Source organism: Tepidibacter formicigenes DSM 15518, from assembly GCF_900142235.1.
GTDB lineage: Bacteria > Bacillota > Clostridia > Peptostreptococcales > Peptostreptococcaceae > Tepidibacter > Tepidibacter formicigenes.
In genome coordinates this window covers 33730-50503 of the sequence record NZ_FRAE01000015.1, presented here as the reverse complement: position 1 = coordinate 50503, position 16774 = coordinate 33730, and the positions used below count along the sequence as shown (strand labels likewise).

Genomic DNA, 16774 nt, shown 5'->3' with positions numbered 1-16774 from the left:
TCTAAAGATTTTACAATGTAGACTTTTTTGAAACTCATAACGGAATTTATATTTATCCACAATTTAAATAGGAATATAATTTCCTATTCGTTATAAAAAACTCAATAAATTATATCAAAGATTTATAAAAATTAAAAGCTGGGAAAAGTCCCAGCTTATTTTAATTTATCAACCATTTCCTTCATTTGATCATAAGTCATCATTTGCATTTTTATATCTGCTATTTTACCTTCTTTATCTATAAAATAAGATGTAGGTATTCCTCTAATCATATAACTATTAGCAACTTCTCCTTCTTCATCTAGTAAAATAGAAAATTTATAATCCTTATCTTTTAAATATTTATCTACAACATCTTTAGATTCTCCAATATCTATAGCTAATACTACAAAATCATTATCCTTATTCTCTAAATATATTTTATTTAAATCAGGCATTTCTTTAATACAATAAGGGCACCATGTAGCCCAAAAGTTTATAATAACATTTTTACCTCTATAATCACTTAATGATACTTCTTCCCCTTGTAAATTTTTAAAAGTAAAATCTGGTGCATCTTTTTCTTTTTCTACAAAAAATATACCATTTTCAACCATCTTTTGATTCTTAATTTCTATATTTTCTTTATCTTTTTTTATATTATCTTTCATATTATTATCTACATTAAATAAGTATGTACCTCCCAAAACAGCTATTAGAAGTATACTTATTATTATAATTTTTTTACTCATAATTCCCTCCAATTATATAAACATATTAGCTATTATGCTCATTTTATTTAAAAATACTAAAATGCCAAAACCGATAATTATAATACTACTAAATTTACTTATATAAGGAATGACTTTTTCATATTTATTTAAAAATTTTCCAAATCTACTTATGATTAGCGAAGTTATTATAAATGGTACCCCCATTCCTATAGAATATGCAAGTAATAAATAGAATCCTTTAGAAACTGTAGTAGTTGATGAAGCATATATTAATATAGATCCTAATACTGCTCCAAAACAAGGAGTCCATCCCGCTGCAAACGCCATTCCCATAATTATTGAACTAAACCAATTAGAGATTTTTTTAGGTGCTTTTAGTATTTTTATTTCTTTATTTAAAATATTTATATTTAAAAAACCTATCATATTAAGCCCAAACAATATAATTAATACCCCACTTATTTTACTAAAAACATATTTATATTTTATGAATAGTTTTCCTATAAAACTTGCTGATACTCCCATTATCATAAATATTATTGAAAACCCAACTACAAATCCTAATGTTCTAGTAAGCGCAAATAATTTTTTATCATTAAGCTCCTCTTCTACATATGTTCCAGTTATATAAGTTATATACGCAGGAATAAGAGGTAATATACAAGGTGAAAAAAAAGACAAAAAACCAGCCATTATGGCTATCCATATTGATATATCTTCCATATAAAAACCTCCTTTTTTTACATTATACTATATATAGGTATATTGTATATTTAAATTAATAATTTTTTCAAAAAAATAAAAGTCCTACTTCGAAATATTTCAAAGTAGACTTTTCCATATTAAAAGTGTAAATCTTATATATTTATTTCAAGAGAGAAATTTATTACCTCTAATCTTTGTATAAGTATCTATTAGGGTGTCTAATTTTTGACTTAAATCTATTATTTCTCTATTTCCTAGCTTGAAATCATTATCTTCTATTAATTTATTCAACCTTTCCCTTAATATTTCTATATTGATTTGTAAATCTTTTATATTTTGCATACAACCCCCCCTTTAATAAATTTACACCATGATAGCATAAAAATCAACAATATTCATTTTATTTATTTAGACCAAAAATTACATTTATAGACTTTTCATTTATATTTATTAGTGGAATTTCTCGAATTATAAATTTTTTTATCTTTTTTTCTATATCTTCTAATGTTATATCGACATTTTTATTTAAATTTTCTATTATAGCATATCCAACACTTTCTTCAATTTCCTTTTCTTTATATAAAGGATTTATGTTTAACTTTATAAATTTTAAATCACATATAAAATTTTTATTATTTCCAAGTTCTATTACATCATCATATTTGAAAATTTTATATTCATAAATATTCTCGTATGGTTGTATTTCTTCAACACCGATAAAATCCATTTTATCATCTCCTTTAAAATACTTAATTGGTAGCAAAAGTAAAGAGGACTAACCCCTTTTAGTAGTAAGTCCTCTTATAAATTTCATATTATCAAATAATTTTTCTACAAAGCTTTCTGCTTCTTCATTATCTAATAAGAATATTTCTCCTTTAGATTCTAAATCTATATTCTTAGTTTCACAATATTCTTTAGCTTTAACTATTAAACCTTCTTTATCTTGTGATGATAATTCATATTCTTTAAAATCTATAATTATATATTCTTTTACTTTTTCATCATTACCTTCATAAAATCCTATTTCTATGTGATATATCATACCAAATAAATTATCAAAGGTTTCTTCTCCTTTATAAATAGGCACAGCAGGGTTAGATTTAATATAGCTAGTTGAAACAGCTATTTCTTTTCCTAAAGTCAAATTCATTTTTATCCCTCTTTCTACATAGTTATAAGCACTTTATCTACAAATATTATATCATAGTAATTCTAATATAATCTATATTAATTGTGTATTGATTTTATTTCTTTATATCTTTTTCCTAAAGTACTTGGACTGACTTTATACTTTTTAGCAATTTCACTTTGAGTAACGCTTATTCCTTTTTCTTTTTTAGTATGATATTCAAGTGCCGATGCCCATCCATTTTCATTTCCTTTTATTTCATTATTAGAGCTTTTGTATTCTTCCCAAATTGTTAATGCTACTTCTAAGTATTCATCTTCTATATTTTCTTTAACAAGTTTTTTTACTGAACATGAATCATCATTATTTTCTTTAGCTTTTTTTATTTCTTTTTCTTCTTTTGATTCCTTAATATTATTACTATTGTCTTTTTTATTTTTTCTTAAATACTCTCCTATTTTAGGTTCTAGAAGCTGTTGTATATATTTGTAGAATATATTTGTATTGTAAATTAAGAAAGTATCCATATTTTTATATGTATTTTTATTATTTTCATATATACTAGTAATATCTTTAATTATTATATCTTTAATTTTAGGTGATATAGAAAGAATCGTATCTAAAAATCTATTTACTTCAACTATTTTAGCAATTCTAGCAATTATTAATTCTCCAACATTTAAGCTTTTTAAAATATTTACATCTTCTACATAAGTTTCTTTATTTAATATCAAGTCTTTAAGTACAACTTTTTCTTCTTCAATACTTGTAATTTCGTAAATACTGATATATGATTTTAATTTACTTTTTAATATATTTTTTTCTATAACATTTAAACTATTACTATTTTCTTCATAAAAGGAAATAGCTATTGTTTTATTCATACTCGTTATAAAATCTTGAAGATAATATGTGTTAAAGAATGATGAAAATTTCTTATTTATCTCTTTATCATTTAAAATGAAAAATTTTTCTTGAGCCTTTAGATATTCATCATAAAATTTTTCTTTTCTAGAATACGAATATAACTTTTGTGAAATATCCCTATCATGTTTTTGTGAAAAATCAATTTTTTGTTTTAACATTAAAGTTTTTTTATCTTTATTTAAACAGCATTTTTTATATTTTTTACCGCTCCCACATGGACATAAATCATTTCTTCCTACCAAGTTAACTTTCACTCCCTTACAATATATAGTTTTCAATTTAGACAGATACAATTTTTTATTATATCATTTTTTTCTAAAATATTCTACATTATAATCTTATATTTTTTGTCAATTGTTTTGATTACTTTTGATATTATTCCATCCCATATTCCTTCTCTATTTTTTTCTATACAATCCTTTAAAACAATATTATAAAGTGAATTTTTTATCAATATAGAACTATTATTAAAATTCACTTTTTTTAATTTAGGGTATATTCCATTTACACAAAACCTATAAACTATATCCTGTATACCCTGCTTATTATCTGTTTTTTCAAGTTCTATATTTATGAATTCATTATAATTTCTCATATATCTACTTCTCATTATTTCACTTATGTGAATCTTATTTGCTTTTTTATCTAAAAATACTTTTCTTGATATATCATCTAACTTTTTAGTTAAATCTAAATTATTATATCCAAATATATACCCCTGAATATAATTATATACTATTATTCTTTCTCTTTCCTCTTGTGTATCCTTAGATATTTTCTGTGAAATATCATTTGCATTTAATATTTCAATTAGCTTTTCTTTAATTTCCTCTTCAAATAACTTTACTATATAAAGCTCCCAAAAGTAACTGTTCCACTTTTTACAGTCTATTCCATAAAGTTTTTTGCAAAATTTAAGATATTTTTCATTTCCATTGTAAAGATAATCAAGCTTCATTTTAGTTATAGTATCTTCTAAAACTATAACTTTTTCCCCCATATTCTCACCAGTCCTTACTCTTTACTTTTATTATATTTCTATAAATATATGTAAATATCCTTTTTATATTTCCAATTAAAAGAAAAAGAGAATAGAAAGCAATGAAATTTACTACTTTCTATTCTCTATAGATTTAATTAAAACTTCCTTTCCTTTAAATGCAATTCCTATTTTGATTATTTATTTTATACCTTTATCAATTAGCTCTTGTTCATATTTTTTATCTTGTATTTACTCTAGTGTTCTTTTAACAGCTTCTTCTAAAGTTTTTATCTTATTTAGCTCAGAGGATTAATCTGAGCTTTTTAAACTTTAATTTTAATTATTCTAATTTAGGTAGTGGTACAACTTTTATATCAAATTCTCTACTTGCTGTTTTATTTATTGTAACTCTGTTATTTAAAGTAGAATTTTCTGGTGCATCTTGTGATATTTTATACTCTAAAATATAGTGGTTATTAAAAGTATCACTTTGAGGAATCTCTATTTTTAATTCTTTATTTCCTGATATACTACTTAAATCTATAACTTCATTGCCATCACTTAGTTTAGTAATTCCCATTTCATCCCCATTTATATCTCTTTCTACTTTATAAACAGCAATATTTTTTATAGGTGAACTTAAATCATCAGCTCTATATAAAGTAAACTCTATCTTATTAATATTTTCATCTAATTCAAATCTAATATCTGGCTTTTTGTCATAAGATTTAAATTCTACTCCTAAATTAAGGTCATATCCTTTTACTACTTTTAAACTAGTCTCATTAACTTGTTTATTAGCAAATACTCCATTTTTAACTATCACTGCACTATCATCAAGTTTAAATTCTATATTTTCTGTTGCATTATCATATGATAATTTAAAACTTCTAGAGTTACCACCTGTAGCCTCAAAACCTCCTGGAAGTTCTATTAAAACTGTATAGTTTCCTGAAGGTTGATCAGTTAAATTATACTCTCCAAGACTATTTGTTCTTCCTTGAGCTATAACATTTTCACCTTTAGTAACTTTAACTTCTACGTTTTCATAAGGAGTATTATCATGATTAACTGCTTTTACTTTTATTTTACCAGATTTAACTTTAATATTATGTATAGCATTTCTTACATCTGTCATATTTTCTAGATACTTATACGATACAGTATTAATTATTTGATAATCTCCTTCTTTCTTGATGTCAAAGCTTAATTCTTTAGTTTGTTCTTTATTGTTAGGAATGTTTTCTCCATTAATTTGTACATCATTTAATTCCCAACTGCTATCGGTAGTTAATTCTAGAGCATCAGTATTGTACGTCATAGAATAATTAATATCTCTAATAGTAGTGTTTAAGTTTTCATCTTCATTTTGAGCAACTGCCTTTAATTTAATATTTGCTGTATCTCCTACTAAATATCCATTTTTTCCTTCTGATGTTAAGTTTAATCCTATTTTAGTTTTATCTATTATTTCAAATGTTATTTTTTCATCTGAATTATCATATGATAGATTTACATTTCTTTGATTATTTCCTTTTACCATATACTTTTCATCTAAACCTTGTATTGAAATAGTATATGTTCCTGTTCCTGATAATTCATTTTCTAAAGCTACATATCCATATTCATCAGTATTAACTGTTATAGTTTTTCCATTTGATTTTGTAATCATAACCTGAGCATTATCAAAAGCAGTACCATCAGTATTTAATACTTCAATTTCAATTTTTCCCTGTTTTACAGATACAGTATAGTCATAATTAATATTTTGACTACCTAAATCACTAAAATTTGAATACTCATATGATAAAGTATTACTTATATTGTAATTACCTTCTTTATTCACTTTAAATGTAAAATCCTTTTCTTGAATACCCGGGGTTGGATCTGGATTAAATATAATATTCTCTAGCTCCCAATTAGTATCACTAATTTCTATTCCTCCATTAGAATTATCAAAACTAATATTATAATTAATATTTCTAATTTCAGTATTTAAATCATCACTTGTTTTTTGTGTTTTGGCTTGTAATTTAATTATAGCTGTATCTCCTACTAAATATTTTGTTTCTCTATCTTTAATTAAGTTAAGTACTGGATTATCAACAAACTTCATATTGAAGTTTCCATTTTGCTCTGCTACTGCTCCTTTTGAATCTTCAACTACAATTCTAATTGTAAAATCTTCACTATCTCCTACAATTCTTTGTAGTTCTGCAATAGTTATTGATACACCTACTGGTTCATTATTGTTAATATCTCCTTCTCCATAGCTTCTAACTAATATATCATTGATGTATATTTCTCCACTTAAAGGATCACCGTCTATATCATTTGCTGTAAAACTAAACTCAAATGTTTCTTGAGACTTAGATATAATTTTATTTTCATCAAGATTTTTGACTTCTAGTGTTGGAGCATGATTTGCACTTCGTGATGCTTTAATTATAGTATTCATGAACATTTTATGCTCATCTAATTTATTTCCTGTTCCATTTGGAGAACTATGTCCTGTACCTGAATAAGTTATATTCCCTTTTGTGTATGTGTAATAATTATTTCTTCCATCATACTTATCGTAAACGTATTTACGATTACTATTTTTAAATTTAGTATTACTTTCGCCATTTAGTGTAAACCATGGAATAACATCTTCATCTTCTAAATTCAGCTGAAAGTACTGCTCATGTGTAGTTGCAACATTAAGCTGTTTTTGAGGATTGTTTGCTAAAATATATGGATATCTTGTATATAATCCTTCATTTAATTTATATGTTTTGCTAATTTGTGGATGACCTGAAGCCACATTATTTTTAACATCTAAAATTCCTTTAGTAAAACCATATGAAATTTTATTAGAATTAGGTAAAGAATCATGTACTATCTCCTCAGAGTAATACTCATCATTATCATAAGTTATATTGTTATTATTTTTTAAAGGATTGTTATTATATCTACTTTGACCAATTATGTCTCTAAATTGCTGAGTTAAATTTTTACATTGTTTTCCATAGTTATTTACATGATAGCTCATAGTATCATGAGTAAACATTACACTTTGCCCTGTTTTTATAAATTCTTTAATTTCATTTATTGCTTCAATTGTTAAATCTCCATTTTCAAAACCATCCGCAAATCCTAAAATAATCATGTCATAATTACCATTTAGTTTTGTTTGGATTATTTCCCCACCTTTATTTATAGAATTAGGATAGTTATTTTTAAACTCTGTAGTCGTTAACTCCGTTACTTCAACTTCATAGTATTTTGTGTTCAGTGGAACTTTCATACTTTTGATGCTAAATGTATTTTTTGGTGGAACTAATTGAAGTACTCTAATTTTTAACTTTTCTCCCTTATATGCTGGATAACCTATCTCATAAGATTTAACATGTGTCACAGCATCCTCCACTTCTAATTTCCATGGCATCATTCCTGTAAATACATCAGGTAAAGAATGATTTATAACGTATCCTTGACCATTTACTCTAGATCCTGTTTGCTCAACTATTTCATCTTCTTTAAATAATCCATCTCCATTTTTATCTATATATAATCTTATAGTCATAAGATTAGATGAATCATTTGTAGTATTTAAATTTTCTAAATTAAACCTAAAATTCATAGTTTTATTACTTTCATAACTATTTTCATTTCCATTATAATCATTAGGAGAATCTGTTATTTTAAAAATAATTCTTTTATTTGAATTAACATAAAGTTGTTTTATATCTTCACTATATATATCATTAGTAAGTTTTACATTATCTTTTAAAATATCTGTTTTAAAATTGTTATATAATTTTGTTTGATTCAATGAATCATCAAATATACTACTATCAAATATAGTAAGCTGTCCTGATTCTATATAATCTTTTAAGTCAGCTGCTTTTCTATTAGTAATATCATTTTCACTATAATATTCTTCTGACTCTGAACCATTTTTCTTTCCATTTTGAGGTAACTTATTCGGTCTATCACCTATATGAGTATATCCGCCTCCATTATTACCTACATAAACAATATCATATTTACCATTTATTTTTTCTATAGTAGATATAAACTCTACCATTGACATCTTATCTATAGTTATATTCTCAGATATAGAACTAAACATATCTTCGCTAAGTTCAAAATTTCTATTCGGTTGAACTTCTAATACATTTAAATTTTCTAATTTAAACGTATTTATATTGTTAACTGTTGCTGTTGCACTTCCTCTATTTCCTGCTGCATCTTCAAATTCAAATACGAAGCTTCCGTTTTCTGTGAATGTATAAGTTAAAGACCCATTATTATTAGTAACTGTAACATCCTCACTTGGTTCTAATGTTGCTACTACATTATCTGTAGTTAAATCTGTTGTACTATATCTTATTATTGCTGTTGGTGGTGTTTTATCTATATTATGTATTTCTAACCTTCCTATTTCAGACTCATTTTCATATTCATCATATATATCTTTTCCTCTTGCTTGAATAATTCCATTTTCAGTCATAATAATTAATCCATTATATTCTTGCCATGGCTCATCATTAATTTTATACTCCTTTATTTCTGGATTTCCTGGATAATTTATAGTTACTATTACATCTTCTCTTGTTGGTATTTTAGGGTTATAGTCGAATATAGGTGTAGAAATTTTTTCAGTTCTCACTAAATTGAAATTTTGATTTCTTATGGTATTATATTCAACTACATTTATAGCTTTAGTTTGAGATTTATATCCTGGCTTTGAAACAGTTACAAGAGCCTGACCCGCTGGAACATCTTCTAATCTAAAATAACCATTGCTATCTGTAGTAGTACTTACAACTCCTCCTGCCGATACTATTGCTCCTGATATTTTTATATTTGCATTTTGTGAATCTCTTACACAGCCTTCTATAGTTCCAGTATTAGTAAATCCCTTATTATTAATTAATAATTTTACAAAGTCAATTGCATAACCATCTCCTGTAATCCCAGATCTTGTATCATCTATTTTTATAGATAAATTTCCATCTCTAACTAAGTCTAAGTATCTATCTGGAATCTGAAAAGTAATCATCTTACCTCTAGGCCCTGATTGATCTAATGAATTAATTATTTTTTCTAATTCTGGAATCTCCGTATTATCTATCCAGACTTTGTAATGAACATTCCCATTTGTAATTCCATGAGCACTTCCTGGCTGAAAATCGTCTACAAACATTTGAAGAATAGCATTTTTTACAGTTATTCCATTTAAATCTTTGCTGTACTTTAAATTTATTGGCTTTACCTCATTACTTGGTCTACTAGTTTGTTCAGTATATCCATCTATTTTTATTCCAACTGGATCCTTGCGTAATACTTTCTTCTTATAATATACCCATCCAGGTGGCCATGACCTCCAATATCTAACTTGTACCCATTTATAATAATCATACCCAGATACAACCATTATCCTATCTAATCCTTGAGGTTCATTATATGGAGTACTCCAAGGAAAGGTGTGTACAGATGTATCATTCCCAGAAAAAGGATTGAAGTTATAAGGCCAACCAAAACCAAAGTTGTCAATATCCCCCACTCTTACCATCAATTGAGCTTCATCAGTATCCCTTTTAATCTCTCTCTTTTTATTCCAATTACCATTGTTATTATCAAATTGGGTTTGAGCATAAGAATCTAAGGTAAATGATAAAAATAAGCTCATTATCATAGTAATGATTAAAAAAACACTTGTTATTTTCCTCAATATCCTTTTCATAATCTCCCTCCTTTTTATTAACATTACTCTTTATTTCTAAAATAAACTTCATTCTTAACTTCAACACGATAACCATTTTTTACAGCTATAATTGTTATTGTAATTCCTCTACAATCTTTATAGCTTGTAGAAATAGGCTTGATTTGAAGAGATTCTATATTTTGAGACAAAACAGTATTTGCATCATCTCCATGGCCATAAAATATTGTCTCATTATTATGTTCGAATACTAAATCATCTGACTCTAAATCAAATACAATTCTATCAATTTCATGATTTCCAATTGTATTTATAGTTATTGAATTATTTTCTCCTTCTATTAATTTTATCCCCTTTGTTTCCATTACCTTATTAATAATTTCATTCATTGCATTTTGAGCTTCATACTGTACATTCACTTGATCCTCTGCTCTAAAAAACAAATTATAATTTGATATTAAAAATGACCCTACAGCACTAATTCCAATTCCTGCTATAGCACAAACTATAAGTAATTCTATCAAAGTAAATCCTCTTATATTTTTAAGAGTTTTCATGTTTTACAACCTTTCTATCAAGTTTTTATCTTAATTTCTGCCAACTTGAAATCTTTATAATATCTGAAAATCTGTAATAACTATTAATATTTTCATCTATATTTGCTTCTAATTCATATACAATATCTAATTCTTTATCTCCTATATCATCTTGTTTAAATAAATCTCCTATTTGAGTTCCTTTTGTTTTTTTATCTTCACATATTTTTTTTATAACGTAATTGTTATTTCTTAAATCTTCACTGTATTGATTATTGAATATTTTTTCATTATTATCTTTTATATAAATATTTCCTTCCGTTATTATTGCTCCAGTAAATTCAATATTTCCTGATATATACACATCGCCTTTTGTAACTATTATTCCTTTTAATTCTTTATTATTTAAATTTATAGTATAATCTCCATTATATCTTTCAACTGGATTTCCATCACTAGGGCCTACTATTGAAAAGACTTTGCTTGAATTATCATTTACAAAGAATATTTCTTTGTCATCTATAATTTTCTGCTTTTTTTCTTGTGTATCAGGAATAAAGTTCTGACTAAAATTAAATCTATCTGTTATATATAATCTAGTATCCAAATTAGTATTGTTATCATTGTTATCTAAAATATTATCAATATTTATTTGAGAATCACCCATTCTATTTACATAGTATTTATATTCTTTAAGGTTTTTGTCAAAGGCATTAGTATAATCAAGTGTAAAATTCCCTTCCATTAATGATAAATTTATATCCTCTTTCTTTATATAATCTCCAAGGCTATGCTTAATATTTTGAATATCTATAGCACCATTTCCTAAATTTAAAATACTATCGTCACTATCATATACTGCTTTTAAATATTCTCCTCTTTGCTTATAAATAGGATCTGAACTATTATTGATACTATCCATTAAGTAAAGCGGAGAAAAATAATTGAAATTAACATTACTTTTATCATATTTACTTCCATCATTTAGTTCTTTTGAATATCCTTTATAGTTTCCTTTTACAGATATACTTTCTCCTGTTTGATAATCTTCATTATCCAAAGCTATATATACAGTTCCTGCTATGAATGTTCCCTTTCCGTCTTCTTGTGAAGCACCATAATATTCTTTCTCTTTACCATTTCCTGTTATTTCTATGCTAGACCCATTAGTTTTTCCTATATCGTCACTATTAACAATTATACTACTGCTTCTATCATGACCATCTGAACCATATGAAAAACCATAATAATTACCATTTATATTTATATTAGATTGGGTTCCATTAAGTTCTATATCATCATATGTGTTTACATTACCATTTACTGTTATATTACAACTTTCCTGTAATTGTGGTACCGCCAAGGTGTTGCAATACACATCTCCATCACTTATAGTTATACTAGAATTATTACCTTTTGTTTGAAGATAACTTCCAGTTATAACATTTCCGTTTACTACCAAATTTCCTTCATTATTATTTCCTACTATAATCCCTCTATCTTTTATATTAGTTTTGCTCTCATCTCCATAAGCATATATATCTCCATTTATAGTTACATCATTTCCTTCTACAACTATATTTTTTTCAGATATCAAGGCTTTACTCCAAAGTACATTTTCTCTTAATTTTATAATTTCATTACCTACGTAATAAGGAGTATCGTATTTAGGTATATCTATTGAAAATGTACTTCTTATTTTTTTTCTTATATCATTGTGAGTAAATTCAGAGGTTATAATAATTTCAAACTTAGATTCTATATATCGGTTTAACTCATCCTCAAAATCATCTAAATTCTCATTTTCATTCATCATAGGAGATTTAGCATATGTATTTATGTTTTCTACTTCTATTATTGCTCTTGAAGTGTCTATCTCTTTATCTAAAACACTGTAATTACTTAATTTTTCTAATTCTTTCTTAAGTAAATTTTTATTATTTTCTTCTTTATTTAAATAATTAGTATATCCTTTTGTGAACCACTCCTGCATCTTAATTTTAATATTATCTTCATCTACACTTCCATCCGAATTGATGAATGGGCTATCTTGTGCAATTTCTGGAGGCTCTGCAAATTCTTTTGATCTTTCACTAGCTATGAAATTTGATAAATTATTCTCAACTTCTTCATTTCCTTTTTGTATTCCTTCTTCAACTTTATTCATCATAATTGCATAAGCTTCTTCAAGTCCTGCTTCTGATAAATAGAATGATGTCTTACTTTTTTGATCAATTATCTTCATTTTTAAGTTCATGATACTTAAAGACATTACAGCAGTTCCTAAAACGCTTAGTACAGAAAGAGTCATTAATACCATTGTCAGTGTAGAGCCCTTTTCAGATTTTAATATTTTTCTAATCATACTATCTGCCCCTACTTAATATTTTTAAACCCTACTAATTTTACTAATTCATTATTATCTTTTAAAACAGTTATAGTAATTTTATACACCCATGTATCTTCATCTTTTTTAGCTGAATCATCATAAATATTGTTGTGTACATATACTTTTCCTTGGTTATTATTTACTTTAATTAAATTATTACTATCTATGGATTTTATAATATATATATTCGTTTTTACATCATTTAAAGCATATACTTCAAAAGTTACATTACTACTTCCATTACAGGTTAATTTTATATTAATATCCTTTAAATCTTCATTTAAAGTTATATTATAGCTTGATACTGTAATAGATTCATGCTTAAACTCTACAGTTATACTTTCATCACTTTCTTTTTTTAAATAAACATCAATTTTATCATCCTCATCAATTTCTAATGAGATTGAATTTACCTCTTTATAAAAGTTAATTTCTCTAGACCTTTCATCTTCAATACCTATTTCGATTTGACAATCAGTATTAAATTCATCTCCTTTTTGTATACTGTAAGAATCATACTTTTCTACTTTCTTATTTATTTGAAAGTCTCCGTCTGATATTGTTTCATCCTTTTCATTAGTTACATCATTATGTTTTTCTTCTTCCATATACTTTTGTGCTAATAAATTTGCTTTCATCCTATTTTCTGAATTCATATTAATTTTTATTGAATTTACAAAATAAGATGATAATGGAGCTACAATAATTCCAAGTATAGCTAAACTTACAATAAGCTCCACAAGCGTCAAACCTTTATTAGATTTTATCATTTTATCACCTTAACATTTCCAAGCTTATTGACTATTTTTACTCTAGGATTTTCATTATCTTCATAATCTATTTTTACATTTAATTTTAGATTTGTTTTGTTAACTAAAGATAAATTTATACCACTATTATCTTTTTCACCATTTCTCTTGTTACTTATTATATTAAGATTTACATTTGTTCCACGAGGGTAAAACTCTATCATATCATTTTCATAATCTTTAGGATAACTTTCTCCTTGAGTTTTATATTTGTAATAGTATTTTTTATCAACTTGTATTAATTGAAATTCTACATTTTCAAATCCTGAATTATCTGCATATACATAGCTTTTTCCCATCTTATCCATGGCTCTTCCAATAATAACAGTAGGAAGATCAGATGATATAGGCTTTACAGTCATTATAAAATCATTGTTTATAATTTTTTTATTATTGCTATATTCTGTATATCCTGCATAAGGGACAAAAGGGTCATCTTTTCCATATCCATTATCAAAATCCCATTTAAAATATTCTTCATCTTGCTCATGAATTTTGGGAAGAGAGTAAAAGTCTAAAGAAATACTTCCTTTTACTTCATTTTTTTCATCTATAACTAACTCTTCATCATTGTTTTCTCCACTTTTAGCAGATATTGATATATTATTCACTATTATTTTTTTATCGTATTCTTCTAATTTTGTTATAAAGTCAATTATATTTTTATATTTACCTTTATAATTAATTGTCACAGTCATTTTCTCTATTTGGTTTTCCTCTTTATCTTCTTGTAGGTCTTCATTTTCTTCATTATTTGCTTTAAGTTTTTTTTCTTTTATATTACTTTTATATTCTTCTACTAAATTTTTTATTAAAAAATCTTTATCTTTTTCTTGTGGCTTTTTTACATCAACTTCATTTATATCTATTTCAGAAAAGCTAATTGAAGGTACTTGTAAATTAGCTTTTTCTAATAAATCGTCTAAAATTACTATTATCTTTTCTTGATTTATAACAGGAAATAAATGCTTTGTACTTTCCTTTACTTTAGCATTTATTATTTTAAAATCCTTATGAACATGGCTATTTGGAGATATTTCAATTTTTATTCTTTCAACCTCAGCTCTTTTTTTAGCAACTTCTTCTTCAAGCTGATTTACTTTTTCAAGTTGAGAACTTAATATAAATTTATAGTATCCTCCTATAATAATTAAAAGACCTAAAATTGTAAGCATTATTTTTTCTCTTTTTGTTAACTTCACTACATTTCACCATCCTTCATTGTACATTTTAAGGTGAATGTGAAGTCATTTAATTCTTCATCATATTGTTCTTTTTTACTTATATTTGAAACATGAACTGAATCAAATATATCTAAATCCTTTAACTCATGTTCAAGTTCTGCTATAGATGTTCTTCTCTTTGATACTCCTTTTATTTGAACACTTACTCCATCTATAGTTACAGATTTAAAAAATACATCTTGAGGTAAAGATGATGCTATTTGACCCATTAATATAGTATTTATTTTATCAGCTTCAACCATTTTTACATTAATATCCATTACTGAATCATAATATTTTTTCATGACTTCTATTTTTCTATTTTTCTCATTTATCTCTTTTATCTTTTTGGTTACTTCTTCTGAATTCAAATATTCTTCATAAGATGCTTTTTCTTTTTCTAAATTTTTAATTTTCATATTTGTCCATATTGAAAAAGAAGATATAATCATTATAAATAATATAAAACTTAAAATTCCAATCAAATTATTCCTTTTTGAAGTTTTATTAGCATCAATATATGGTGAAAAAAAGTTAAAATCCTTCATAAATCTCCCTACCTACTTTCGTATAATTGAACCTATGCAGTTTAAATACTTATCAATTTCAATATCTTTTAATGCTTTATTAAGTTTGATATTTGATATATTCTCTATTTTAAAGGTTGGAATATTAAGTCTTTCTTTAAAATACTCTGGTAAACCTTTAATTTTACAGCCCCCTCCATGTAAATATATTTCTTCTATTTTATTTTCTCTATTTCTATTTATATAGTATTGAAATATTCTGTTAATCTCTTGTATCCAATTATCTACACTTCCCTTTAGAGCATCATTTAATATTTGAGATGAAATAAGATTATTTTTGTTTGCTTCTAAAGTATCTAATGTAGAGTCTTCTATTTTTCTTTTCTGGGCTTCCTCTATTGAAAGATTAAACATATTTGCAATATTAATATCTATATCATTACTTCCAACCGGAATAATTCTGCTAAATTGTGCTATTCCATTAGAAATTATATTTAAATTTAAGTAATTATGTCCTATATCTATAACAGCAACAGTTTTATCATAACTGGAATTTTCTAAGTTGATTTTAGCTTTAGATTCATATAATTTGGATATTGCATTTGAATTCATATCTAAAGCAACTGGTTTTAAATTAAGTTCTTCTAATAATTTTAAATAAGCCTCTACTATTGTTTTAGGAAGTGCTACAACAGTTATTCTTCCTTTTTTTATATTATCTTCTATAAATTCTTCTAAAACTTTGTATTCTACTACATAATCATCAAACATAATAGGAAGGTACTGCTCTATTTCAAATTGTACCATTGTCTTCATTTCTTCTTCCTTTTTAGCAATAGGAAGTACTATTTCTCTTGTAATAATAGACGTAGATTGTACTGTACAAATTGTTTTTTTAGCTTTTATTTTTTCACTTTCTAAAACATTACTTATAGCTGTTTTTAAGCTGTTTATATCTAGTATATTTCCATCCCTATATGAATTAAGGGGTGTATCAATCACCATGGCTTTTTCAACTAATACACTATTTTTTTGATGTTTTCCTACAACAATTTTCGTATTTTTATTTCCTATATCTATAGATAAAACACTGCTACTAAACAAATTTATTCCCCCTA

The 16774-nt window shown here is 25.4% G+C and carries 14 protein-coding genes; all 14 read right to left on the bottom strand.

Translation table 11 applies throughout. The annotated features are described in order from the left end of the window. Positions 1-155: 155 nt before the first annotated feature. Positions 156-731, bottom strand: a complete 576-nt coding sequence (locus tag BUA77_RS04590; RefSeq protein ID WP_072887777.1) for a TlpA family protein disulfide reductase — start codon at positions 729-731, stop codon at positions 156-158. A gap of 12 nt (positions 732-743) precedes the next feature. Then, on the bottom strand, positions 744-1436 hold the full coding sequence (locus BUA77_RS04585; protein ID WP_072887775.1) for a cytochrome c biogenesis CcdA family protein: 693 nt from the start codon (positions 1434-1436) through the stop codon (positions 744-746). 147 nt (positions 1437-1583) lie between these two features. Then, positions 1584-1760 (bottom strand): aspartyl-phosphate phosphatase Spo0E family protein, encoded by a 177-nt coding sequence (locus tag BUA77_RS04580; protein ID WP_084605498.1) that lies wholly within the window; start codon positions 1758-1760, stop codon positions 1584-1586. Between the two features lie 58 nt (positions 1761-1818). Further along, positions 1819-2145, bottom strand: a complete 327-nt coding sequence (locus tag BUA77_RS04575) for a hypothetical protein (protein ID WP_072887773.1) — start codon at positions 2143-2145, stop codon at positions 1819-1821. Positions 2146-2193: 48 nt separating this feature from the next. Beyond that, complete coding sequence (locus BUA77_RS04570; RefSeq protein ID WP_072887771.1) at positions 2194-2571, bottom strand: hypothetical protein; 378 nt, start codon at positions 2569-2571, stop codon at positions 2194-2196. 77 nt (positions 2572-2648) lie between these two features. Beyond that, positions 2649-3731 (bottom strand): YecA family protein, encoded by a 1083-nt coding sequence (locus tag BUA77_RS14360; protein WP_159428948.1) that lies wholly within the window; start codon positions 3729-3731, stop codon positions 2649-2651. A 71-nt stretch (positions 3732-3802) separates the two neighbouring features. Further along, a complete protein-coding gene (locus BUA77_RS04560; protein ID WP_072887766.1) occupies positions 3803-4477 on the bottom strand; it encodes a hypothetical protein in 675 nt (224 codons plus the stop codon). Positions 4478-4799: 322 nt separating this feature from the next. Then, a complete protein-coding gene (locus BUA77_RS04555; protein WP_072887764.1) occupies positions 4800-10193 on the bottom strand; it encodes a DUF5057 domain-containing protein in 5394 nt (1797 codons plus the stop codon). Between the two features lie 23 nt (positions 10194-10216). Next, positions 10217-10729: a PilW family protein gene (locus tag BUA77_RS04550; protein ID WP_072887762.1), complete on the bottom strand. Its 513-nt coding sequence runs from the start codon at positions 10727-10729 to the stop codon at positions 10217-10219. Between the two features lie 25 nt (positions 10730-10754). Continuing rightward, entirely contained in the window at positions 10755-13073 is a 2319-nt protein-coding gene (locus BUA77_RS04545) for a pilus assembly PilX N-terminal domain-containing protein (RefSeq protein ID WP_072887760.1), read from the bottom strand. Between the two features lie 11 nt (positions 13074-13084). Then, positions 13085-13867 carry a type IV pilus modification PilV family protein gene (locus tag BUA77_RS04540; RefSeq protein WP_072887758.1) on the bottom strand — a complete coding sequence of 261 codons (783 nt, stop codon included), beginning with the start codon at positions 13865-13867 and terminating at the stop codon, positions 13085-13087. After that, a complete protein-coding gene (locus BUA77_RS04535; RefSeq protein ID WP_072887756.1) occupies positions 13864-15108 on the bottom strand; it encodes a hypothetical protein in 1245 nt (414 codons plus the stop codon). Before BUA77_RS04535 ends, BUA77_RS04540 begins: the two co-directional genes overlap by 4 nt. Then, positions 15108-15677: a PilN domain-containing protein gene (locus BUA77_RS04530; protein ID WP_072887754.1), complete on the bottom strand. Its 570-nt coding sequence runs from the start codon at positions 15675-15677 to the stop codon at positions 15108-15110. The genes BUA77_RS04535 and BUA77_RS04530 overlap by 1 nt, the downstream gene beginning before the upstream one ends. A gap of 12 nt (positions 15678-15689) precedes the next feature. Next, positions 15690-16760 (bottom strand): type IV pilus assembly protein PilM, encoded by a 1071-nt coding sequence (gene pilM, locus BUA77_RS04525; RefSeq protein ID WP_072887753.1) that lies wholly within the window; start codon positions 16758-16760, stop codon positions 15690-15692. Between the last annotated feature and the right edge of the window lie 14 nt (positions 16761-16774).

Excerpts from the sequence above, each read along its gene's own strand:
- BUA77_RS04590 (WP_072887777.1), bottom strand. The coding sequence starts at position 731 with ATGAGTAAAAAAATTATAATAATAAGTATACTTCTAATAGCTGTTTTG.
- BUA77_RS04585 (WP_072887775.1), bottom strand. The coding sequence starts at position 1,436 with ATGGAAGATATATCAATATGGATAGCCATAATGGCTGGTTTTTTGTCT.
- BUA77_RS04580 (WP_084605498.1), bottom strand. The coding sequence starts at position 1,760 with ATGCAAAATATAAAAGATTTACAAATCAATATAGAAATATTAAGGGAA.
- BUA77_RS04575 (WP_072887773.1), bottom strand. The coding sequence starts at position 2,145 with ATGGATTTTATCGGTGTTGAAGAAATACAACCATACGAGAATATTTAT.
- BUA77_RS04570 (WP_072887771.1), bottom strand. The coding sequence starts at position 2,571 with ATGAATTTGACTTTAGGAAAAGAAATAGCTGTTTCAACTAGCTATATT.
- BUA77_RS04560 (WP_072887766.1), bottom strand. The coding sequence starts at position 4,477 with ATGGGGGAAAAAGTTATAGTTTTAGAAGATACTATAACTAAAATGAAG.
- BUA77_RS04555 (WP_072887764.1), bottom strand. The coding sequence starts at position 10,193 with ATGAAAAGGATATTGAGGAAAATAACAAGTGTTTTTTTAATCATTACT.
- BUA77_RS04550 (WP_072887762.1), bottom strand. The coding sequence starts at position 10,729 with ATGAAAACTCTTAAAAATATAAGAGGATTTACTTTGATAGAATTACTT.
- BUA77_RS04545 (WP_072887760.1), bottom strand. The coding sequence starts at position 13,073 with ATGATTAGAAAAATATTAAAATCTGAAAAGGGCTCTACACTGACAATG.
- BUA77_RS04540 (WP_072887758.1), bottom strand. The coding sequence starts at position 13,867 with ATGATAAAATCTAATAAAGGTTTGACGCTTGTGGAGCTTATTGTAAGT.
- BUA77_RS04530 (WP_072887754.1), bottom strand. The coding sequence starts at position 15,677 with ATGAAGGATTTTAACTTTTTTTCACCATATATTGATGCTAATAAAACT.